A 20,999-nucleotide genomic window follows, 5' to 3' on the forward strand; every position below is an offset into this window, starting at 1 on the left:
CCTCCGGGGCTCAGCCAGTGCACATGCCCTTGATCCCTGCGGCGATCTCGGGGCGGGCAGCCAGCGTGTCCGCCGCGATCTCGCGCGCGGTGTCGATCAGGGCGTCGGGCGGTACGATACGGTCGATCAACCCGAAAGCGAAGGCATCCTCGGTGCTGATCTTCTGCCCGCCCATCAGGATCAGCTTGGCGCGCGCCGGACCCACCAGCGCGGCCAGGCGGCCGGGGTCCGAAGGCTGCGGGAGGAATCCGAGCTTCATCACCGGGTAGAAGAACTTTGCCCCCGGCACGGCGATCCGGATGTCGCAGGCCAGCGCCATGCCCATCGACCCGCCCGCGAGCGTGCCGTTCAGCGCGGCGATGGACAGGCCGGGCAGCGCGGCGATGGCACTAGACAACCGCTCCCAGAGCGGCGAGGTCGCAAGGCCTGCGCGGGCGGCGTCAAGGTCGGCACCGGCCGAGAACACCTTGCCCGTGCCGGTCAGGATGACCGCGCGGGCGGCCTGCGCCGCCTCGGCGGCATCGGCCAGTGCCTCGAGCATCTCGGCCGTCAGCGAATTGGCCTTGTCCGGCCGATCGATCGTGATCGTCCAGAGGCCGTCATCGCCGCGGTCGGTGTGGATCATGCGATCAGGCCCACGCGGCGGCGCAGCCCCTCGTCACGCAGCGCCAGCTCCTGCCCGAGGAATTCGTCGGCCTCGGGCGAACACATCCAGAGCAGGGTGCGGGCGGGCCATTCGGGCGGAATGTGGTCGTCCCACTCCAGTTCGGACACCGGGTTGATGCCGCTCGCCTTGATCGAGCGCTGCATGTTCGTGGCAACGGTGCCCGGCGACAGGCCCATGGCGCGCAGGCCCCGATCGGCGCCTTCGAGGTGGGCGGAACGGGTCACCATCGCCGCCCCGGCCTTTGACGCGCAGTAGGCGCTCCATGCCTCGAGCGGGCCGTGCGCCGCGCCGGACGAGACATTGAGGATCGTGCCGCCACCGGCGGCCAGCATCACCGGCATCGCCGCGCGGACGCCGTGGAAGATACCCTTTAGGTTGACGTCGATGACATGGCCCCAGGTTTCGGGGTCGGCCTTTTCGAGATGCTCGATCGGTTCGATCACCCCGGCGTTGCCGATCAGGACGTCGAGCCGGCCAAAGGCGTCCAGGGTCGAGCGGACGGCGGCCTCCATCTCCCAGTAGCGCGAGATGTCGCAGGGGATCGCCACGGCATCCGGGCCGATCTGGCCGGCGATCTCGGCGATGCGGTCGTCGGTCCGGGCCAGCAGGACGATCTTGGCCCCGGCCTCGGCAAAGACATGGGCGGCGGCTTCGCCGATCCCGCGGCTGGCGCCGGTGATCATCACCACCTTGCCGGTCATATCCGTCATCGTCATTCTCCTTGCACTCGGGACGTGGCGAAGTCCTAGACCGCGGGTCCCGAGCGGTCCAGCCCAATCCCCTTGACCCCGTCCCGCCGACACAAGAAGCTGGCCGCGAATTGCCCAGGGAGTGAGTTGCAATGACCATATCGAATTTCCCGCACAGATTGAAATTGACCGCATCCACCGCCGTGATCCTTGCGCTCACCGCCACGCCCGGCCTGTCTCTCACGCCCGAGGAGCTGTGGGGGCAGTGGCAGGACTTCCTGACCAGCTCCGGCTACGAGGTCAGCGTCGACACCGGCGGCAGCGGGTCCGAGCTGATCCTCGACAACCTGACGCTGACGCGCGAGATCCAGACGCCGGACCAGAGCGGCACGGTAGCGGCGAACCTGGGCCAGTACACGATGACAGGGCAGGGCGACGGATCGGTCCTGATCACCATGCCGGACAGTCAGCCCATCGTCATCGACGTCACTGCCGAGGGCGAGCCGCCGGTCCAGGTCACGCTGGAACAGACCGCCGCCGCCTTCGAGATGCGGGCGCAGGGCAGCCTCGAAGACACGCAGTATTCCTATTCCGGTGACAGCTACGGGCTCGCGCTGACCTCGGTCGTCGAGGATGGCACCCCGATCGAGCTCGGCACCGCGGGGATGCTGCTCAGCGCCATCGCGGGCACCACCGACATCAAGACCGACACCGCCTACGAGATCGAGCAGCAGTTCACCGCCGAGACGATGACCTACACGCTCGACATCACCGAGCCGCCGACCGAGGGCACCGGCCACGTCGTCGCCGCGGGCATGCTGAGCGGCATCCGCTCCACCGGTGGCGGCACCATCCCGATCGGCGTCGATTCCAGCGATTTCGCCGCCCTCGCGGCGGCCGGGTTCGACGTGTCGGGCGCGCTTTCGTTCGAAAGCAGCGCGGGCGAGAACGCGTTCACCGACGGCGACCAGTCGGTCAACCTCAAGACCCGGTCAGGCGGCGGCCAGTACACCTTCGGCCTCGACGGGGCGCGGGTGACCTACCAGGCGACGGGCCAGGACCTGGGGATGGAGATCAGCGGGTCCGAAGTGCCCTTCCCGCTGAACCTCGAGGCGACGGAGGCCGGGTTCCAGATCTCCCTCCCGCTGGCGAAGTCCGAGGAGGCGCAGGATTTCGAGATGTCCTTCACCCTCGCCGGGGTGACATTGCCCGACCAGCTCTGGGCGATGGCCGATCCAGAAGGGCGCCTGCCGCGCGATCCCCTGACCCTGCAACTGGCGGTCAGCGGGACCGGCGAGCTGTTCGTCGACCTGACGAACGAGGCGCAGATGCAGCAGCTGGCGGAAACCGGCGGCACGCCGGGCCAGGTCGAGACGCTGAAGGTCGAGACCCTGACGATCGAGGGTCTGGGCGCGCAGATCGACGCGACCGCCGACCTGACCGTCGACAACGACACGCCCAGCCCGATGGGGCAGGGGCCGAACGTCTACGGCACCGCGAACATCCACCTTGTCGGGGTGCAGGCGCTGTTGCAGACGCTGGCCCAGATGGGTCTGATCCCGCCGGCGCAGGCGATGATGGGTGCGGGCATGATCTCGCAACTCGGGCGGCAGGTGAGCGGCCCCGACGACCTCGAGGCGGATATCACGATGGACCAGCAGGGGGCGCTGACGATCAACGGGGTGCCGTTCCCGCCGCGCTGATCGCGACCCGTGACACGACCTGCGACCCCGCCCGCACCCCAGTGCGGGCGGTGCCGTGTCCGGGCGGTCGCTTGCCCTCGCGCGGCCGGCGGGCTAGGTGCAATGGACCCTGACCGGAGGCGCGCCGCATGACATCCCCTTCGCCCGACCTGCTCGGCCATGCCGAGGCACTGCTGCACGCCGCCCGTGCCGCCGGGGCCGACACCGCCGATGCCGTGGTGCGCCGCGGTGCCTCCGTTTCGGTCGATGTCCGCGCCGGGGCGCTGGAACACGCCGAACGCGCCGAGGGTGTCGAGATCGGGCTGCGCGTGTTGCTGGGCCGGCGCCAGGCCTGCGTCTCGGCCTCGGACACCCGGCCCGAAACGATGCAGGCGATGGCCGAACGCGCGGTGGCCATGGCCCGCGAGGCGCCGGAGGATCCTTACATCGGCCTCGCCGATCCCGATCAGCTGGCCCGCGACTGGCCCGAGCTCGACCTTTGCGATCCCGCGCCCGAACCCGCGCCCGCCACGCTGGAAGAGGCCGCCCTGCGGGCCGAGGCCGCCGGACTGGCGGTCGCAGGCGTGTTGCAGGTGCAGGCGGCCAGCGCCGGTTACGGGGCCAGCGAATTCGTCATGGCCGCGACCAACGGGTTTTCCGGCGGGATGCGCCGCAGCTCCTCCTCGATCTCCTGCACCGCCATCGCGGGCGAGGGCACGGGGATGGAACGCGACTACGACTACGACAGCCGCCTCTACGCGGCCGACCTGCGCGATCCCGAAGACATCGGCCGCCGTGCCGGTGAGCGGGCCATCGAACGCCTCGGCGCCCGGCAGCCGAAGACCGGCGCCTACCCGGTGCTCTACGACGAGCGCATCGCCGCGTCGATCGTCGGGCACCTGCTGTCGGCGGTGAACGGGCAGGCGATCAGCCGCGGCGCGTCGTTCCTGCGCGGCGACCTTGGCACCCAGGTGCTGCCCAAGGGTCTTTCCGTGATCGAGGACCCGCACCGCATCCGCACCGCCGGCTCGCGCCCCTTCGATGGCGAGGGCCTGCCGACCGCCCGGCGCGAGATCGTGGCCGACGGGGTGCTGCAGGGCTGGACGCTCGACCTGGCCTGTGCCCGCAAGCTGGGGATGGCGCCGACCGGCAATGCCGCGCGCGGCCTCTCGGCCCCGCCGTCGCCCGCAACCTGGAACGTGGCCCTGACCCAGGGCATCCGGTCGCGCGAGGAGCTGCTGCGCGAGATGGGCACCGGCCTTCTGGTCACCTCGATGATCGGCTCGACCATCAACCCGAACACCGGCGACTATTCCCGCGGCGCCTCGGGCTTCTGGGTCGAGAACGGAGAGATCGCCTATCCGGTCAACGAGGTCACGATCGCCGGCAACCTGCGCGAGATGTTCCTGTCGCTGACCCCGGCCAACGACGCGCGGACCTGGCTGAGTACCGTGGTGCCCTCGCTCCTCGTCGAGGGAATGACGCTTGCCGGAAGCTGACCTGACGCTTCTGGAAGAGGCCGCCCGCGAGGCCGGCCGCATCGCGCTCGGCTATGCCGGGCGGGACCCGCAGAAATGGGACAAGCCCGGCGGCGCGGGCCCGGTGACCGAGGCCGACCTGGCCGTGAATGACATGCTCGAAGAGCGGCTGCGCGCGGCGCGGCCCGGCTACGGCTGGCTCTCCGAGGAAAGCGCCGACAGCCCCGACCGGCTCGAGCAGGACCGCGTCTTCATCATCGACCCGATCGACGGCACCCGCAGCTTCATCGAGGGCGGAGAGACCTGGGCCCATTCGCTGGCCGTGGTCGAGAAGGGCGAGGTCACGGCCGCCGTCGTCTACCTGCCGGTGAAGGGCAAGCTCTATGCCGCCGCGCGCGGGCAGGGGGCCTGGATCAACACCCGGCCGATGCGCGCCTCGGACCGGCAGGCGCTGTCGGGGGCCACCATGCTGGCCGCGAAGCCGACCTACGACGCGCGCCACTGGCCCGGCGGCGTGCCGCCGGTGACCCGCGTCTACCGCCCCTCGCTGGCCTATCGCCTGGCACTGGTGGCCGAGGGCCGGTTCGACGCGATGCTGACCCTGCGCGACAGCTGGGAATGGGACATCGCCGCCGGCGCGTTGCTGCTGGCGGAATCGGGCGCCGAGGTCAGCGACCGCACCGGGCGGCCGCTCTTGTTCAACAACGCCCATCCGCAGGTGAAGGGCGTCCTGGCGGGCGGCGCGGCGGTCTACCGCCAGCTGCTGGCGGGGCTGTCGGGCTGAGCTTGCGCCGGGCCGTGCCCGTCGCGGCGGGACGCACCGACCGGGCATCGAGCCCGGACGGTGCGTGGTGCCTCCGGCGGGGATACGGGACCAGAGGAAGACCGGGGCGCCGGCCGCGGGTGGTCGGATCAGCCCGATCCGATCAGCACCCCCGCGCCGAAGACCAGCGCGCCGCCCAGCACCACCTGGAAGGCGGCGCGGATGAACGGCGTCTGCATGTAGCGCTTCTGGATCCAGGCGATTGCCCAGAGCTCGATGAAGACGACTGTGATGGCGATGATCGTCGCGGTCCAGAAATCCGGGATCAGGTAGGGCAGGGCGTGGCCCAGGCCGCCGATCGTGGTCATCACGCCGGAGGCCAGTCCGCGCTTCAGCGGCGAGCCCCGTCCTGACAGTTCGCCGTCGTCCGAGGCGGCTTCGGTGAAGCCCATCGAGATGCCCGCGCCGACCGAGGCCGCGAGGCCCACGAGGAATGTCGTCCAGGTGTCCTGCGTCGCAAAGGCGGTGGCGAAGATCGGCGCGAGGGTCGAGACCGAGCCGTCCATCAGCCCGGCGAGCCCCGGCTGCACCCAGGTCAGCACGAACTGGCGATGCGCGGCGCGCCCCTCGGCCTCGCGCGTGTCGGGGTCGAGGTGCGCCTCGGCCAGGGCGCCCGCATGGCGCTGGTGCCCGGCCTCGGCGGCGGCGAGGTCGCCCAGAAGGCTGCGGGTGGCCGGGTCGGTGCTGTGCTGGGCGGCGGTGAGGTAGAAATGCTCGGCGTCGCGCTCCATCGCCTCGGCTTCGGCCCGGATCCGGTCGAGGCCGAGGTTTTCCACCAGCCAGACGGGCCTGCGGGCGTAGTAGCCGGCCACGTGTTCGCGCCGGATCAGCGGGATGACCGTGCCGAACCGCGTCTCGAAGAGGGCGATCAGGCGGCGGCGATGCTCGTCCTCCTCGGCGGCCATGCCGTCGAAGACCGCGGCGGTGTCGGGATAGTCGCCGCGCAGCCGTTCGGCATAGCTGCGGTAAATCCGGGCATCGTCCTCTTCCGAGGAGATGGCGAGGGCGAGGACCTCTTTCTCGGTGAGGTCGCGGAAGTGGCGGCGGTGTGTGAAGTAGCGCATCGGGAGTTTCTTTTTAGAACGATTCTAATCTAGATAGCTGCTGCCACACAAACGGGCAAGGTGGTGGCAAAGCATCGGGGGCGCTTGCCGGAACTAAACTGATCGGTTTATCGTTGATGTCAGCAGGAGCAACCGGAGACCGAGATGGGCGTGCATGAGACGGCGGTGCGCCGGGGCCGGAAATTCGACCAGGTCCTGGAAGGGGCGCGGGACGTGTTCCTGGCCGAGGGCTTCGAGGGCGCCAGCGTCGACGAGATCGCCCGCCGGGCCGGGGTGTCGAAGGCGACGCTCTACTCGTATTTCCCCGACAAGCGGCTGCTGTTCTTCGAAGTCGCCAAGCGCGAATGCATGCGCGTGGCCGAGGATGCGACCCAGCTGATGGCCGAGGAACGGCCGGTGCGCGACATGCTGTCGATCGCGGCGCAGAAGATCGTCGATTTCTTCAATACCGACCTGTCGCTGAACGTCTTCCGGGTCTGCGCCGCCGAGAGCGAGCGGTTCCCGGAACTGGCGCGTGAATTCTATGAAAGCGGCCCGGGCCAGGCGCGGGCGCAGCTGATGGCGTTCCTCGACTGCGCCAGCCAGAAGGGCGAGCTTGTCGTCGAGGATATCGAGATGGCCGCCGACCAGTTCGCCGAGCTCTGCAAGGCCCGCATCCTGATGGACCGCATCTTCGGCATCCGGGGCGCGTTCACAGACAACGAGCTGAAGATGATCGCCGACGAGGCCGTGACCACCTTCATGGCGCGCTACGGCAAGCGTTGAACGCGATCCCCGGTTGACCGGCAATTCCCCGCTCGATTATCGATAGGGGAGTGTTGCAGGTTCGCGTTTTTCCAATGCCCGTCCGCGCCCGGTCCGCATTTGCCCGGGGCTTCCGTTTCAGAGGTTGGCCGGATTGGGCGATCTTCTCGATATCTTCGATTTCTCGGTGCCGTTGTCGCAATGGCTCTATCGGCTCCTGGCGCTGTGCCTCGGGCTGTCGCTGACGGTCCTGACGCTCAACAATGTCTGGCGTCCGATCCGGAAACTGTTCTCGGAGAGCATCCTCGACGGCGTGCTGGCAACGATCACGGTCGCGGTATCGTTCGCCTGGATGGTGACCTACATCTTCGTGCTGGTGTTCGAGACCATCGCGCTCGACGCGGCCACGCTGGGGGTCGAGCCGCCGGTCAAGCTCAGCTACATCGTCGTGCCGGTGGTCATGTCCATCGCCTTTCCGTTCTTCGTCGCGAACTCGTGGCGCCTGGGGGTGGTGGTGTTCGGCGCGACGGCGGTCGGGATCCTCGACCTCTTCGGCAATGCCACGATCGCCGACGCGTTTCTCTGCGTGAAGAACCAGTTCGCCACCCCCGGCGCGCCCGAGATCAATCCCGCCCTCGAGGTCTGGGTGAGATACTACCTCGAAGGCAACCAGCTGCGGCGCGTCGCGAGCTACGTGGTGATCGTGCAGGCCTGCATGATCATCTACCTGTTCTACCGCTTTCCGATCGCCGAGGTCACCGAAGGCGACGACGCGGTGTCGCGCGGCGCCAAATCGGTGCTGAACGCCAAGACCGCGCTGAGGCTGGCGGCCACGCTGCTCTACTGCATGGCGATCATCGGCAACGAGTCGTGGATTTGGTCGGTTCGGCTGGACCGGGAACGCCAGCTCGACGCCTACGGCATGTCGCTCTTCCACGGGCTGGAAATGGACAATGTCACCAGCACGCGCGAAGAGGTCGAGTTCCAGGACCAGGTCCGCGAACTCTGCCTCTGATCAGTCCAGCCGCCGCACCATCATCTGGTTGCCGGCGCCGCGCTTGGTCTCGAAGGCCTTCAGCTCCTGCACCAGGTCCGACAGCTTGCGCTTGCCGTAGGAGCGGGTGTCGAAATCCGGATTCTCGGCGGTGATGTACTGGCCGACCTGGCCCAGCGGATACCATTCGTCGTCCGACTCGATCCGGTCCATCGCGCGGCGGATCATCGGGACGGCCTCGATCGGTTTCATCTTGCCGGCGGGGCGGGGTGCGTCGGTGCCCTTCTCGGGTTCGTCGGCGATGTTCTCGATCAGGATGAAGCGGTTGCAGACGTTGCGCAGGCTTTCGGGCGCCTTCGATTCCCCGATGCCGATCACGTCGAGGCCCTGTTCCCGGATCCGGTTGGCCAGCGCGGTGAAATCGCTGTCGGAACTGACCAGCACGAAACCGTCGAAGCGGCCGGTGTGCAGGATGTCCATCGCGTCGATCACGAGGCCGATGTCGGAGGCGTTCTTGCCCTTGGTGTTCGCCGTCTCCTGGTGCGCCACGAGGCCGAGCGCGCGGGTCTGTTCCGCCCAGGGCCGCAGCCGTTCCGCCGACCAGTCGCCGTAGACCCGGCGCAGGGCCGGTTCGCCGAAGCTCGTCACCTCTTTCAGCACCGCGGCGGCGTGGCGGGCGGGGATGTTGTCGGCGTCGATCAGGACGGCATAGAGCGGGCGGGTCTCGGGCATGGTCTCTCCTCGTTTGGTCCTGTCCTATCCCCGGGGCGGCGATTGCCTAGGGGCGTCGCGCGGGCGTAAGCTCGGGCCGTCGGTTCGGTACGGGAGGGAGGCCGATGACCCAGACCCTGGCCCATGTCGCGTTGGTCGTGCGCGACTACGATGAGGCGATCGCGTTCTACGTCAACCGGCTGGGATTCGAGCTGGTGGCGGATATCGACCAGCCGGAGCAGGGCAAACGGTGGGTGCTGGTGCGGCCCTCGGGCGGCGGCTGTTCGGTGCTGCTGGCCCGGGCCTCGACCATGCACCAAGAGGAATACATCGGCGACCAGTCCGGCGGACGCGTGTTCCTCTTCCTGCAGACCGACGATTTCTGGCGGGATTACGAGGCCTACCGGGCCCGCGGCGTCGCGTTCGAGAGGGAGCCGAAGGAAGAGAGCTATGGCACCGTGGCGGTGTTCCGTGACCTCTACGGCAACCTCTGGGACCTGATCCAGTTCGCCTGAGCGGAAGACAGCGCCTCGGCCAGCGTGTCGAAGACCAGCCGGATGCGGCGGGAGCTGTGCAACTCGCGGTGCGTGACCAGCCAGAGCGGCACCTGCACCACGACGAGGTCGGGAAGGATCGCCTCGATCCCTGGGGTGCGGGTGGCGACGTCGTCGGACATCACGCCCACGCCCAGGCCCTCGCGCACGAGGGCCCAGTAGGCCAGGCTGCTCTCGGTCTGGTGCGTGACCTGCGCCGCCTCGATCGGGATGCCGCGCAACCCGAGCTGGCGGGCGAATTCGTCGGCAGGCCCCATCGAGATGAAGCTGGCGCGGACCAGGTCCTCGATCGCCTGCGGCCGGCCGATCCGGTCGAGGTATCCGGGCGTGGCATAGAGCCGGGCAGTGCCTTCGGCCATCAGCCGCGCGGTCAGGTCGCCCTGCGTCGGGCGGACGTGCCGGATGGCGATGTCGGCCTCGCGCCGGGACAGGTCGGCCAGGTCGTTCGACGCGATCAGGTTGATGCGGATCTCCGGTGCCGTGCGGGCCAGCCGTGCGAGGATCGGCGGGAGGGTGTAGGTGGCGACGGTGTCGCTGGCGGTGATCGAGACCTCGCCGGCAATCGCCTCGGCCCGTCCGCTGGCGGCAAGGGAGAACCGGGTCGCGGCCTCTTCCATCGTGCGGACGTGGACCATCAGGTCGCGCCCGGCCTGCGTCAGCACCAGCGCCCGGCCCACCCGGTCGAAGAGCTGCACGCCAAGCTGCGCCTCGAGCGCGGCGATCTGGCGGCCGAGCGTCGGTTGGGTCTGGCCAAGCAGGCGCGCTGCGGCCGAGAGTGAGCCGGCCTGCGCGGTGGCGAGGAAGGCGCGCGCCTGGTTCCAATCGAAGGCGGCAGCGGGGGTGTTCATGTGTTTGTGTATAACGATGATGCGAATTCTGGCAATTTATTATGCGTCTGCGTTTGAGGTAGCCTGCCCGTGATAGAGAAACGGAGACACGACATGCAAACGGCAGAAAAATTCTGGGACGGGATGGCGCAGCGCTATGCCGCCCGCAAGATCCCCGACATGGCCAACTACGACGCCACGCTGGAACGGGTGGCGGCCTATCTCAGCCCCTCCGCCAAGGTGCTGGAACTGGGCGCGGGACCGGGGACGACGCCGATCCGGCTGGCCCCGCTGGTCGCCGAGTACGACGCCACCGACATCTCGGGTGAACTGGTCGCCATCGGGCAGGCGCGGGCCGAAGAGGCCGGCGTCCCGAACCTGCGGCTCTGGCGCGCGGGGATGGAGGACGACTACGGGCAGGCCGCCTATGACGCGGTGATGGGGTTCAACCTGCTCCACCTCGCGACCGATCCGGGCGGCTTGTTGCGCCACATGGCCGAGACGGTGAAGCCGGGCGGCTATGTCATCACCAAGTCCGGCTGCCTGAAGGACGGGCAATCCTGGCTGCGTCCGATCCTCTGGGCGATGCAGCGGATCGGCAAGGCACCCCATGTGCACATCATGTCGGCGGTGGAACTCGACGCGATGCACGAGGCGGCCGGGCTGAAGATCGTCGAGACCGGGTGGTATTCGCGGAAATCCGGCGCGCGGTTCGTGGTGGCGCAGCGGGCGGGATGGTGAACACGGCCCCGGGGCGATGCCCGGGGCCGCCGCCAGTTACCTGATCTCGTCCACCGAGCGGACGATCGAGCCCAGCAGGCCGTAGTCCTGCGCTTGCGGGGCCGTCAGCCAGAAATCGCGGTGTGTGTCCTCGGCGATCTTCTCGGGCGTCTGGCCCGTCGCCTCGGCAAAGAGCTTGTGGAAGCGTTCGCGCATGATCCGGATCTGTTCGGCCTGGATGCCGATGTCGGTGGCCTGCCCACCGACCCCGCCCGAGGGCTCGTGCAGCAGGAAACGGGTGTTCGGCAGGCAGTACCGGTCGGCCCGGTCCGCGCCGACAAAGATCAGCGCCCCGGCCGAGGCCACCCAGCCCGATCCGATGGTGCGCACGCGGGGGCGGATGAACTTGATCATGTCATGCACCATGTCGCCCGATTCCACGTGGCCACCGGGGGACGAGATGATGACGTTGATCGGATCGTCGCTGACCTCGGCCAGGGCGAGCAGTTCCATCGTCGCACGCTTGGCGACCTTGTCGTTGATCTCGCCCGCGATGATCACGTTGCGCGAGTGGAAGAAGTGGTGCTCGACCCCGGTGGGACGGTCGAGCGCGGTGATGGTGCCGGTTTCTTCGAGCATCTTGCTTTGCATGGGGGGGCTCCGTGGTGGCGGGTGATCGGTGCTGTCAGCCAACACCCCCGCGGCCGGGGATGCAAGCCGATGGCACATGGAAGATCACGTGCCTGTGACGCCACGGCAGCGCGGACGGCGTGCTAGGCTCCGGCGAGCGTTCCGGCTGACAGGAGGACCAGGCATGAACGAGCTTCCCCGCAAGAAGGCCAGCGACTTCGATCCGCGCATTCTCGAGATCTTCGACGGTTACGTGCATGGCCACATGACCAAGCGCGAATTCATCGCCCGGGCCGGGCGCTATGCCGCCGCGGGCGTGACCGGGGCGATGATCCTCGACCAGTTGCAGCCGAACTATGCCCTGGCCCAGCAGGTCGCCCCGGACGACCCGGCGATCGAGACGATGGAAGTCAGCTTCGAGAGCCCCGAGGGCCACGGCACGATCCGCGGGTTGATGGCGCGGCCGACCGGTGAAGAGGGGCCGCTGCCCGCCGTCCTCGTGGTGCACGAGAACCGGGGCCTCAACCCCTACATCGCCGATGTCGCCCGGCGCGCCGCCAAGGCCGGCTACCTCGCCTTTGCGCCGGACGGGCTCTCACCGCTCGGCGGCTATCCCGGCACCGACGAGGAGGGGCGCGAGATGCAGCGCTCGATGGACGGGGCGAAGCTGATGCAGGATTTCTTCTCGGCCTACGAGTTCCTGCGCGATCACGACCAGTCCACTGGCAAGGTCGGCTGCGTCGGCTTCTGCTACGGCGGCGGCGTGTGCAACGCGCTGGCGGTGGCCTACCCTGACCTTGCCGCATCGGTGCCGTTCTACGGACGCCAGCCCGACGCGGCGGACGTGCCGGCGATCGAGGCGCCCCTGCTGATCCACTACGCGGGCCTCGACGACCGGGTCAACGCGGGGTGGGAGGCGTACAAGGCCGCGTTGGACGCGAATGGCAAGGACTACGAGGTGCACATCTACGACGGCGCGAACCACGGGTTCCACAACGACACGACCCCGCGCTACGACGAGGCCGCGGCCCAGCTGGCATGGGAACGCACCATGGCGTTCTTCGACGCGCACCTGAAGTACTGAGCGCGCTCAGCGGCGCGACGTCACCTCGTCCAGCATCCGGGTGACAAGGAGGGCGGCGCCGGCAAAGACGAGCGACCGGCCGACGGAATCCGACAGGTTGTCCGGGGCCACGCGGGCGACGCCGTCGCGCGATTTCCGCGCCGCGCGACGCCATGTCGACCGGCCGCTGTCGTCGTGCAGGGGCGCGGGTTCGGGGATCTGCAGGGCCGAGGGCTTGATCCGCCACAGCAGCGCCCCGGTGGCCAGCAGGCCGACCCCGATGGCGACGGGCATCAGGCGCTCGCGGGTCGAGGGCTCTTCGATCTTGCTGAGGAACGGGATGCGGTCACGGGACGGCACGGGCAGCTTGGGGGTCATCGGGGTCTCCTTCGCGGGGTATGCCAACAGAACCGCCGGAGCGGCCCGTGGTTCCCGGCCCCGTTCAGCCGCCTGCCGATAGAGCCTGCAGGCAGGCCAGCGCCGCGTCGGCCTTGTCGGCCGGGACATAGACATGGTCGTGCCGGGTGGCGGCGACCATGTTGCAGGGGATGCCGGCCTCGGTCAGCGCCCCCGCGACGGCGGCGGTCAGGCCGATCCCGTCCAGCGCCGAGTTCACCTGCAGGGTGATGCAACGCATCGGCAGCGCCGTGTCGAGGCCGCGCGCCTCGGCCACCGCCAACGGCAGGATCCATGCCGGCCCCTCGGCCTCGCGGTAGAAGGCCATGGCCTCGGGGAGCAGGCCCATGTCCTCGCTCAGCGCAAAGACAAACGTCCCCTCGGTCAGGAGGGGACGCATTCCGGCGATCATGGCCGCCGTGTCGCGGACGATGCCGCTCATCGGGTCAGTAAAGCACGACGGACCGGATCGACTCGCCCGCGTGCATCAGGTCGAAGCCCTTGTTGATGTCCTCGAGCGCGAGGGTGTGGGTGATCATCGGGTCGATCTCGATCTTGCCGTCCATGTACCAGTCGACGATCTTGGGCACGTCCGTGCGCCCCTTGGCGCCGCCGAAGGCCGTGCCCTTCCAGACCCGCCCTGTGACCAGTTGGAAGGGCCGCGTCGCGATCTCGGCGCCCGCGGGGGCGACGCCGATGATGATGCTCTCGCCCCAGCCCCGGTGCGCGCATTCCAGCGCCTGCCGCATCACCTTCACGTTGCCGGTGCAGTCGAAGGTGTAGTCGGCCCCGCCGATCAGGTCGCCCCGTCGCTTGGTCAGGTTGACGAGGTAGGGAACGATGTCCTCGCCGATCTCGGAGGGGTTCACGAAGTGGGTCATGCCGAACTTCTCGCCCCACTCCTTCTTCGAGTTGTTGAGATCGACGCCGATGATCATGTCCGCGCCCGCCAGCCGCAGGCCCTGGATCACGTTCAGCCCGATCCCGCCAAGGCCAAAGACCACGGCGGTGGCGCCTTCCTCGACCTTGGCGGTGTTGATCACCGCGCCGATGCCGGTGGTCACCCCGCAGCCGATGTAGCAGATCTTGTCGAAGGGCGCGTCCTCGCGCACTTTCGCCAGTGCGATCTCGGGCAGGACGGTGTGGTTCGCGAAGGTCGAGCAGCCCATGTAGTGCAGGATCGGGTCGCCATCGAGCGTCGAGAACCGCGAGGTGCCGTCGGGCATCAGGCCCTGTCCCTGCGTCGAGCGGATCGAGGTGCAGAGGTTGGTCTTGCCCGAGGTGCAGGAATAGCACTCGCGGCATTCGGGCGTGTAGAGCGGGATCACGTGGTCGCCGGGCTTGAGGCTCTTCACGCCTTCGCCGACTTCGACGACGACACCGGCGCCTTCATGCCCGAGGATGGCAGGAAACAGCCCTTCGGGATCGGCGCCCGACAGCGTGAATTCGTCGGTGTGGCAGATGCCGGTCGCCTTGACCTCGACCAGAACCTCGCCCGCGCGCGGGCCTTCGAGGTTCACATCCATGATTTCAAGGGGTTTTCCGGCCTGGGTGGCGACGGCGGCACGGGTGCGCATGGCTTGCTCCTGAAATTGACCTTGGGGGACCGTGGGCGAAGCCCGCCGCGTTTGCAATCCCGAAAGGGGTCTGGACAGCGTCGCGACAAGCTCTCAGTCTCGGGGCTGATGGAGTTTCGAAAGGGAGACGTCAAGATGAAGAAATTCGGTTTTTCGGCACTAGCCCTCGTGGCGCTGGCCGCCTGCGAAATGCCGGCGGCAACCACCCCGCCCGCCAGCAGCCTGCCGCCCGAGGACGCCTGCGGCGCGTCCCAGCTTCAGGGCTATGTCGGCCAGCCCTTCAGCCAGGCCATGGTGCCGCCGGGCGCCGATCCGGTGCGGATCCTGCTGCCCTCGACCCCGGCGACAATGGACTACCGGCCGGACCGGCTGAACTTCATCCTCGACCAGAACGGCACCGTGTCGCAGGTCAAATGCACCTGACGCTTGCGCTTGCCTGAGAAATGATCCCATATTCGGGAAACTTTCCTGAATATGGGATCTCTCGTTGTCCGACCTCACGACCCGTCTTGCCGATCGCCTGCGCGCCCTGCGGCGCGAGCGGGGCATGACGCTTGAGGCGCTGGCGGCCGAATGCGGCGTCAGCCGGGGCACCCTGTCGCGGATCGAGACCGGAGAGACCAGCCCGACCGCCGAGGTGCTGGGCAGGCTCGGCGCGGTCTACGGCCTGCCGATCTCGCGCCTGATGCGGATGGCCGAGGGCGAGACCGCGCCCCTGGTCCGCAAGATGGACCAAGACGTCTGGGAAGATGCCGAAAGCGGTTTCTTCCGGCGCGATGTCTCTCCTCCGGCCGACGACCTGTCCGGCCACGTGATCGAGGGGCGGATGCGCCCCGGCGCCGTCCTGCGCTATGACCGGACCCCGGTCCAGGATCTCGAACATCACCTTGTCCTGCAAGAGGGCGACCTGATCATGGAGGTCGCCGACACCTCCTACCGCCTCGCCCCGGGCGATTGCCTGCGCTACCGCCTCGACGGGTCCACGGTGTTCCGCGCCGGGGCCGACGGGGCTGCCTACTACATCTTCATCCTGTGAGAGCATCCCCATGCAGATCGCCGAAATCTCCCTGACCGACTACCCGGCCGCCATCGACGGCCTGACCGAGGTCCTGCATGCCTGCGTGCATGACGGGGCGAGCGTGAACTTCGTGCTGCCCTTTCCCAAGCAGGAGGCGCGCGCCTTCTGGGCGGGCAAGGTCGCCGCGGCGATGGAGGGCGGACGCCGCCGGCTCTGGGTCGGGCGCCGGGACGGCCGGATCGTCGGCTGCGTGATGCTGGATTACGACCTGCCGCCGAACCAGGCGCACCGGGCCGAGGTCACCAAGCTTCTCGTGCTGCCGGAATACCGCGGCCGGGGCCTGTCGAAATCGCTGATGTGGCAGCTGATCGCCGCCGCGCGCGAGATGGAGCTGCGGCTGGTCACGCTCGACACCACGTCGGGCAGCATCGCCGAACGGGTCTATGCCGGTGTCGGCTTCAAGGTGGCGGGCACGATCCCGCATTTCGCGCGCCACCCGTCCGAGAACCGGCTAGAGCCGACCACGCTGATGTACCTGGAGATGTGATGCAGGGCGCGTTTCCCTTCCTGGCGCTGTCGGTGCTGGCCGGGGCGCTCGTCGCCGCGCAGGGGCCGATCTATGCCCGGATGGCGCATTCGCTCGGCGGGCCGCTGCAGGCGGTGCTGACCGCCTTTACCTCTGCCGCCTGCGTGCTGGCGCTGCTGGCGCTGGCGGGCGGATTCGCGCCGCGGGTCGATGCGCTCAGGGCGATGCCGGTCTGGGTCTGGCTGGGCGGCATGCTGGGCATCGCGGTGGTCGCGATCTCGACCCTCGCGGTGCCGCGCCTCGGGGCGGCGGGTTACCTGGTGGCGCTGGTGGCGGGGCAGATGGTGGCGGCGGCGCTTTACGATCGGGCCGGGGCTTTCGGGTTGCCGCAGCGGGTGCCGTCGGCGCTGAACCTGCTGGGCCTGGCCCTCGTCGTGATCGGCGCGCTGCTGGTGACATGGCGGCGTTGAGCCCACGGCCGGATTGACGGATCGCGCCCCTTTCGCTAGGTCGCGGCCTTCCATTCGACGGAGGCTCACATGGCGCGCAAGAAGAAGGGCCGGGACATTTCCGGCTGGCTCGTGGTCGACAAGCCCGCGGGCCTGACCTCGACCGCCGTGGTGAACAAGGTGAAATGGGCGCTCGAGGCGAATAAGGCGGGCCATGCCGGCACGCTGGACCCCGAGGCGACCGGCGTGCTGGCCGTCGCCCTTGGCGAAGCGACCAAGACCGTGCCCTACATCACCGATGCGCTGAAATGCTACGAGTTCACCGTGCGCCTCGGGCAGGCCACCAACACCGACGATGCCGAGGGCGAGGTGATCGCCGAGAGCGAGGCGCGCCCCGATGACGCCGCCATCAAGGAGGCGCTCAACCGCTTCGTCGGTGACATCATGCAGGTTCCGCCCAAGTTCTCGGCGGTGAAGATCGACGGGGAACGCGCCTACAAGCTGGCCCGCGACGACGAGGCGTTCGAAATCGCGGCCCGCCCGCTCTTTGTCGAAAGCCTGATCCTGATGGACCGCCCCGATGCGGATCACGCCATGCTGGAAATGGTCTGCGGCAAGGGCGGCTATGTCCGCGCCATCGCCCGTGATCTCGGTGCCGCGCTTGGCTGCCACGGCCACGTCCTGCGCCTGCGCCGCGTCTGGTCCGGGCCTTTCGTCGCGGCCGAGGGGATCGGGATCGAGGAGATCGACAGCCTTGCCCGGACGCCGGAACTCGATGCGCGGCTGCTGCCGGTCGAAGCCGGGCTGCAGGACCTGCCCGAGGTGCGCGCCACCGATGCCGGGGCGACCCGCCTGCGCAACGGCAACCCGGGGCAGGTGATCGCCCACGACCTCGACTACGGGGAGGAGTGCTGGGCCAGCTTCGACGGCAAGCCGGTGGCGGTCGGGCAGTACCGGGGCGGGGAACTGCACCCTTCGCGCGTCTTCAACCTGTGAGCGGCGCGGCAGTCGAACGGGTCCACGTGGCGGAGGGTGTCGCCTCCCGCGCGACCTATTCGACCTGCGAGACCTACCGTTACGCGCTGGAGCGGTCGTGGGACCCGGACGGGCCGCGCATCGCCTATGTCATGCTGAACCCCTCGACCGCGTCCGAGCTGGCGAACGACCCGACCGTCGAACGCTGCGAACGGCGCGCCCGGGCCATGGGATACGGGGCGTTCCGGGTGGTGAACCTCTTTGCCTTCCGCGCCACCGCGCCCGCCGACCTGCGCCGGGCCGAGGCGCCCGAGGGGCCGGGCAACCCCGGGGCGATCGCGGCGGCCTGCGACTGGGCCGACATGGTGCTGGCCGCCTGGGGCGTGCACGGGGCACATCGCGGCGCGGGGCCCGCGCTGGCCGCGGACCTGGCGGCGCGCGGACAGGCCATGCACCACCTCGGGCTGACCCGCGACGGGCACCCGCGCCATCCGCTCTTCGTGGCCTACAGCACCCTCCCGGCGCCTTGGGAGTTCTAAGATTTCGCTAAATTTGTCAGGGGCTTGCCTTTGACCGACTCGCCCGGTTCGTGGTCTATGCAGCCACGAAACTGGGGTGCCGTCATGTTTTTCCTGGCCGGATTGATGGGTATGATTTTGGTCGGGGCCACGGTTTTCGTCGGAGTGCCCGGCGAGGTGGACGAAGACGCCGAAACCGGAGAACCGGAAGATAACGACCTCGCGGGGGAGGGGATTCAATCCGGCTCTTCCCTCGCGGACATGATGCTGGGCAGCGCGGGCGACGACCAGATCAACGGCTATGCCGAGGATGACCTGATCGATGGCGGCGCAGGCGAGGACCACCTGCTGGGCGCGGCGGGCGAGGACAGCCTGTTCGGCGGCGATGATCCAGATAGAATCTGGGGCGGGGACGACAACGACAGGTTGTATGGCGGCGCGGGCGCGGATACGCTCTTCGGCATGTTCGGCAATGACCTGATCGAAGGCGGGCCCGGCGATGACAGCGCACATGGCGGCATGGGGGATGACCTCGTGTCCGGCGGCGACGGTGACGACGCGCTGCACGGCAACCACGACGACGACACCCTCGTCGGCGGGGCGGGGGCCGACACGCTCTTCGGCGGCTACGGCGACGATCTGGTCGACGGTCGGGAAGAGGAGGACGTCATGTCGAACGTGATCGACTATCTCAACGGCGGCGATGGCGACGACACGATCCTGGCCGACGAGGGCGACATCGTCACCGGCGGTGAAGGCGCCGACACCGTGATCCTGGGCGACTGGACCTTCGACGGCGAAGAGGCCGAGATCATGGATTTCCAGCCGGGCGAGGACAGCCTGCTGGTGGTCTACGACGATACCGCGCAGGAGGCCCCCGAGGTCGAGATCCGCGAGTCGATGGGCATCATGCACCACGTCTTTGTCGGCCAGACCCTCTATGCAACCCTGCTGTCCGAGCAGGCGGTCACCCTGGCCGACATCCAGGTGGTGGGGCAGAGCGCCTTTGACCTGCCCGCCGGGCTGGTCTGACTTTTCGCTTCCCTTCGCGCCAAAGACTCCCTATATGCCCGCAATCCGTCGCGCCCGATGCGGGGCGGTGCCTCCATGGACCTTGCTGGACGACATCCCGGCTCGTGCCCGTAACCCTTTGAAACAGGAGACCCCGATGTCGATTACTGCGGAAGAAAAGACCCGCCTGATGAAGGAATACGCAACCAAGGACGGCGACACCGGTTCGCCCGAGGTCCAGGTTGCCATCCTCACCAGCCGGATTTCCACCCTGACCGAGCACTTCAAGGTGCACGCCAAGGACAACCACGGCCGCCGCGGGCTTCTCAAGCTCGTCGCGCAGCGCCGGAAACTGCTGGACTACCTGAAAGGCAAGGACGAGGGCCGTTACCAGGACCTCATCAAGCGCCTCGGCATCCGCCGCTAAGGCAGGCCGCAGCAGGTTTCGAAAGGGGTGGCCCATGGGCCGCCCCTTTTTCGTTGCGGGGCGGACCCATCCAGCCTTTGCATCGGGGTCGCGCTTCCTTTTCCTGACAGGCGACACCACCGGGGACACCCTTGCCTGCACCTGCACCCTCACACGCCCCGACACAGGGCACACCGCCTGCGATCCCCGTCACGGTCTGGATGCTGGGCATCGTCAGCCTGCTGATGGATGTCTCGTCCGAGATGATCAATTCCCTGCTGCCGCTCTACCTGGCAACCGGGCTGGGGGCCTCGACGCTGGCGATCGGCGCGATCGAGGGGCTGTCGGTCGCCATCGCGACGCTCAGCAAGTTCCTGTCGGGCATGCTGTCCGATGTCAGCGGACGGGCCAAGCTGCTGGCGGTTCTGGGCTACGGCCTGGGCGCGCTGTCGCGGCTGATCTTTCCCTGGGCGGTGAGCCTCGACCAGATCGTGCTGGCCAAGGCGATGGACCGGGTCGGCAAGGGCATCCGCGGCGCCCCGCGCGATGCCATCGTCGCCGCCGTGTCCCCACCCGAGATCCGCGGGGCGAGCTTTGGCCTGCGCAAGTCGCTCGATACCGTGGGCGGGTTCGTCGGACCGCTGCTGGCGGTCGGGGCGATGTTCTTGCTGGCGGGCGACATCCCTTCGGTCTTCTTGCTGGCCGCCGTGCCGGCCGCGCTCTGCATGATCGTGCTGGTGGTCTTCGTGAAGGAGCCGCCGGGGCAGCACGCGATCAAGCGGGCGCGGTTCCGCCTGGGCGATGCGTTCGGCCTCAACCGGGCGGTCTGGGCGGTAATCGCGCTGGCGGCGGTCATCATGCTCGCGCGGTTCAGCGAGGCCTTCGTCCTTCTCAAGGCGCTCGAGGCCGGGATCGCGCCGGCCTGGGTGCCGCTGTCGCTGGTGGTGATGCACGCGGCCTACGGGCTGACGGCCTACCCGGTCGGGCGCCTGTCGGACCGGATCGGCACGAGGGGCCTCCTGCTGGTCAGCCTCGTCTTCCTGGCCGCCGCGCATCTCGTCCTGGCGCAGGCGGCGGGGGCCTGGGTCTATGTCGCGGGCACCGTGTTCTGGGGGCTGCACATGGGGTTTTCCCAGGACCTCCTGGGCGCGATGATCGCCGGGGCGACGCCGGATCACCTGAAGGGCAGCGCCTTCGGCACCTTCAACCTGGTGACCGGCCTGGTCGTCCTGATCGGGAACATCCTGGCCGGCTGGCTATGGCAGGTCTCCGGATCCGCCGCCCCGTTCCTGGTGGGGGCTGCACTGTCGGTTCTGGCCATGCTGGTGATCGCCCTCTGGCCGCGGGCCGGGCGCGCGAGCTGAGCCGTCCGGGTCCGGTCCGATGTGGCAAGGCCACGCTCCGGCGCAAAGTCCGTCCGTTGCGCGTCGCGATTTCGACAGCGGGGCAGGGCGGCGTTAGGGTTCGTCCGACATGC

General features: G+C 68.6%; 26 protein-coding genes. 17 read left to right on the forward strand and 9 right to left on the reverse strand.

Annotation, left to right across the window (positions count from 1 at the left end):
- Positions 1–10: 10 nt before the first annotated feature.
- A complete protein-coding gene (locus ACE2AC_RS17895; RefSeq protein WP_375688843.1) occupies positions 11–625 on the reverse strand; it encodes an enoyl-CoA hydratase/isomerase family protein in 615 nt (204 codons plus the stop codon).
- Positions 622–1,377: an SDR family oxidoreductase gene (locus ACE2AC_RS17900; RefSeq protein WP_375688845.1), complete on the reverse strand. Its 756-nt coding sequence runs from the start codon at positions 1,375–1,377 to the stop codon at positions 622–624. Before ACE2AC_RS17900 ends, ACE2AC_RS17895 begins: the two co-directional genes overlap by 4 nt.
- 164 nt (positions 1,378–1,541) lie before the next feature.
- On the opposite strand from ACE2AC_RS17900, the gene ACE2AC_RS17905 reads away from it, so the two are divergent.
- The 3 genes from ACE2AC_RS17905 to ACE2AC_RS17915 all read left to right on the forward strand — a co-directional run bounded on the left by ACE2AC_RS17905 (position 1,542) and on the right by ACE2AC_RS17915 (position 5,300).
- Complete coding sequence (locus ACE2AC_RS17905) at positions 1,542–3,059, forward strand: DUF2125 domain-containing protein (RefSeq protein WP_375688847.1); 1,518 nt, start codon at positions 1,542–1,544, stop codon at positions 3,057–3,059.
- A 128-nt stretch (positions 3,060–3,187) separates the two neighbouring features.
- Positions 3,188–4,537 carry a TldD/PmbA family protein gene (locus ACE2AC_RS17910; RefSeq protein WP_375688849.1) on the forward strand — a complete coding sequence of 450 codons (1,350 nt, stop codon included), beginning with the start codon at positions 3,188–3,190 and terminating at the stop codon, positions 4,535–4,537.
- Positions 4,524–5,300 carry a 3'(2'),5'-bisphosphate nucleotidase CysQ gene (locus tag ACE2AC_RS17915; RefSeq protein WP_375688850.1) on the forward strand — a complete coding sequence of 259 codons (777 nt, stop codon included), beginning with the start codon at positions 4,524–4,526 and terminating at the stop codon, positions 5,298–5,300. Before ACE2AC_RS17910 ends, ACE2AC_RS17915 begins: the two co-directional genes overlap by 14 nt.
- Positions 5,301–5,428: 128 nt before the next feature.
- Here ACE2AC_RS17915 and mbfA read toward each other — a convergent pair whose 3' ends face one another.
- The gene (gene mbfA / locus ACE2AC_RS17920) at positions 5,429–6,403 is read right to left on the reverse strand and encodes an iron exporter MbfA (RefSeq protein WP_375688852.1); all 975 of its coding nucleotides are present in this window, start codon (positions 6,401–6,403) and stop codon (positions 5,429–5,431) included.
- A 144-nt stretch (positions 6,404–6,547) separates the two neighbouring features.
- On the opposite strand from mbfA, the gene ACE2AC_RS17925 reads away from it, so the two are divergent.
- Positions 6,548–7,168, forward strand: coding sequence for a TetR/AcrR family transcriptional regulator (locus ACE2AC_RS17925; RefSeq protein WP_375688854.1), 621 nt, complete (start codon positions 6,548–6,550; stop codon positions 7,166–7,168).
- A 133-nt stretch (positions 7,169–7,301) separates the two neighbouring features.
- Positions 7,302–8,162, forward strand: a complete 861-nt coding sequence (locus ACE2AC_RS17930) for a hypothetical protein (RefSeq protein ID WP_375688856.1) — start codon at positions 7,302–7,304, stop codon at positions 8,160–8,162.
- Here the strand turns inward: ACE2AC_RS17930 and ACE2AC_RS17935 are convergent, their stop codons facing one another.
- A complete protein-coding gene (locus ACE2AC_RS17935; protein ID WP_375688858.1) occupies positions 8,163–8,873 on the reverse strand; it encodes an NYN domain-containing protein in 711 nt (236 codons plus the stop codon). It abuts the gene before it with no gap.
- A 104-nt stretch (positions 8,874–8,977) separates the two neighbouring features.
- On the opposite strand from ACE2AC_RS17935, the gene ACE2AC_RS17940 reads away from it, so the two are divergent.
- Positions 8,978–9,367: a VOC family protein gene (locus tag ACE2AC_RS17940; protein ID WP_375688860.1), complete on the forward strand. Its 390-nt coding sequence runs from the start codon at positions 8,978–8,980 to the stop codon at positions 9,365–9,367.
- Here ACE2AC_RS17940 and ACE2AC_RS17945 read toward each other — a convergent pair.
- A complete protein-coding gene (locus ACE2AC_RS17945; protein WP_375688862.1) occupies positions 9,331–10,254 on the reverse strand; it encodes a LysR family transcriptional regulator in 924 nt (307 codons plus the stop codon). The two genes, ACE2AC_RS17940 and ACE2AC_RS17945, sit on opposite strands and share 37 nt — an antisense overlap.
- A 93-nt stretch (positions 10,255–10,347) precedes the next feature.
- Between ACE2AC_RS17945 and ACE2AC_RS17950 the strand changes: the two genes are divergently transcribed.
- Positions 10,348–10,974 (forward strand): class I SAM-dependent methyltransferase, encoded by a 627-nt coding sequence (locus ACE2AC_RS17950; RefSeq protein ID WP_375688863.1) that lies wholly within the window; start codon positions 10,348–10,350, stop codon positions 10,972–10,974.
- Positions 10,975–11,010: 36 nt separating this feature from the next.
- Here the strand turns inward: ACE2AC_RS17950 and ACE2AC_RS17955 are convergent, their stop codons facing one another.
- Positions 11,011–11,604, reverse strand: a complete 594-nt coding sequence (locus tag ACE2AC_RS17955; RefSeq protein WP_375688865.1) for an ATP-dependent Clp protease proteolytic subunit — start codon at positions 11,602–11,604, stop codon at positions 11,011–11,013.
- A gap of 163 nt (positions 11,605–11,767) precedes the next feature.
- On the opposite strand from ACE2AC_RS17955, the gene yghX reads away from it, so the two are divergent.
- Positions 11,768–12,667 carry a YghX family hydrolase gene (gene yghX, locus ACE2AC_RS17960; RefSeq protein WP_375688867.1) on the forward strand — a complete coding sequence of 300 codons (900 nt, stop codon included), beginning with the start codon at positions 11,768–11,770 and terminating at the stop codon, positions 12,665–12,667.
- Positions 12,668–12,673: 6 nt separating this feature from the next.
- On the opposite strand, the gene ACE2AC_RS17965 is transcribed toward yghX, so the two are convergent.
- From ACE2AC_RS17965 to ACE2AC_RS17975, 3 genes are all read right to left on the reverse strand, one after another.
- On the reverse strand, positions 12,674–13,024 hold the full coding sequence (locus ACE2AC_RS17965; RefSeq protein WP_375688869.1) for a hypothetical protein: 351 nt from the start codon (positions 13,022–13,024) through the stop codon (positions 12,674–12,676).
- 64 nt (positions 13,025–13,088) lie between these two features.
- On the reverse strand, positions 13,089–13,484 hold the full coding sequence (locus ACE2AC_RS17970; protein ID WP_375688871.1) for an ACT domain-containing protein: 396 nt from the start codon (positions 13,482–13,484) through the stop codon (positions 13,089–13,091).
- Positions 13,485–13,488: 4 nt separating this feature from the next.
- Positions 13,489–14,619, reverse strand: coding sequence for an S-(hydroxymethyl)glutathione dehydrogenase/class III alcohol dehydrogenase (locus tag ACE2AC_RS17975; RefSeq protein ID WP_375688872.1), 1,131 nt, complete (start codon positions 14,617–14,619; stop codon positions 13,489–13,491).
- Between the two features lie 135 nt (positions 14,620–14,754).
- Between ACE2AC_RS17975 and ACE2AC_RS17980 the strand changes: the two genes are divergently transcribed.
- The 9 genes from ACE2AC_RS17980 to ACE2AC_RS18020 all read left to right on the forward strand — a co-directional run bounded on the left by ACE2AC_RS17980 (position 14,755) and on the right by ACE2AC_RS18020 (position 20,886).
- A complete protein-coding gene (locus ACE2AC_RS17980; RefSeq protein ID WP_375688874.1) occupies positions 14,755–15,042 on the forward strand; it encodes an I78 family peptidase inhibitor in 288 nt (95 codons plus the stop codon).
- A 64-nt stretch (positions 15,043–15,106) separates the two neighbouring features.
- Positions 15,107–15,655 carry a helix-turn-helix domain-containing protein gene (locus ACE2AC_RS17985; protein WP_375688876.1) on the forward strand — a complete coding sequence of 183 codons (549 nt, stop codon included), beginning with the start codon at positions 15,107–15,109 and terminating at the stop codon, positions 15,653–15,655.
- 10 nt (positions 15,656–15,665) lie between these two features.
- Positions 15,666–16,184, forward strand: coding sequence for a GNAT family N-acetyltransferase (locus tag ACE2AC_RS17990; protein ID WP_375688878.1), 519 nt, complete (start codon positions 15,666–15,668; stop codon positions 16,182–16,184).
- Entirely contained in the window at positions 16,184–16,633 is a 450-nt protein-coding gene (locus ACE2AC_RS17995; RefSeq protein WP_375688879.1) for a DMT family transporter, read from the forward strand. Before ACE2AC_RS17990 ends, ACE2AC_RS17995 begins: the two co-directional genes overlap by 1 nt.
- Positions 16,634–16,702: 69 nt before the next feature.
- Positions 16,703–17,608 carry a tRNA pseudouridine(55) synthase TruB gene (gene truB / locus ACE2AC_RS18000; protein ID WP_375688881.1) on the forward strand — a complete coding sequence of 302 codons (906 nt, stop codon included), beginning with the start codon at positions 16,703–16,705 and terminating at the stop codon, positions 17,606–17,608.
- Positions 17,605–18,126 (forward strand): DUF1643 domain-containing protein, encoded by a 522-nt coding sequence (locus tag ACE2AC_RS18005; RefSeq protein WP_375688883.1) that lies wholly within the window; start codon positions 17,605–17,607, stop codon positions 18,124–18,126. Before truB ends, ACE2AC_RS18005 begins: the two co-directional genes overlap by 4 nt.
- A 105-nt stretch (positions 18,127–18,231) precedes the next feature.
- Positions 18,232–19,137: a calcium-binding protein gene (locus ACE2AC_RS18010; RefSeq protein ID WP_375688885.1), complete on the forward strand. Its 906-nt coding sequence runs from the start codon at positions 18,232–18,234 to the stop codon at positions 19,135–19,137.
- A gap of 136 nt (positions 19,138–19,273) precedes the next feature.
- Positions 19,274–19,543, forward strand: a complete 270-nt coding sequence (gene rpsO, locus ACE2AC_RS18015) for a 30S ribosomal protein S15 (RefSeq protein WP_375688887.1) — start codon at positions 19,274–19,276, stop codon at positions 19,541–19,543.
- Between the two features lie 200 nt (positions 19,544–19,743).
- On the forward strand, positions 19,744–20,886 hold the full coding sequence (locus ACE2AC_RS18020; protein ID WP_375688889.1) for an MFS transporter: 1,143 nt from the start codon (positions 19,744–19,746) through the stop codon (positions 20,884–20,886).
- Positions 20,887–20,999: the final 113 nt, after the last annotated feature.

The sequence above is a fragment of the Pseudooceanicola sp. LIPI14-2-Ac024 genome (assembly GCF_042188925.1).
GTDB lineage: Bacteria > Pseudomonadota > Alphaproteobacteria > Rhodobacterales > Rhodobacteraceae > Pseudooceanicola.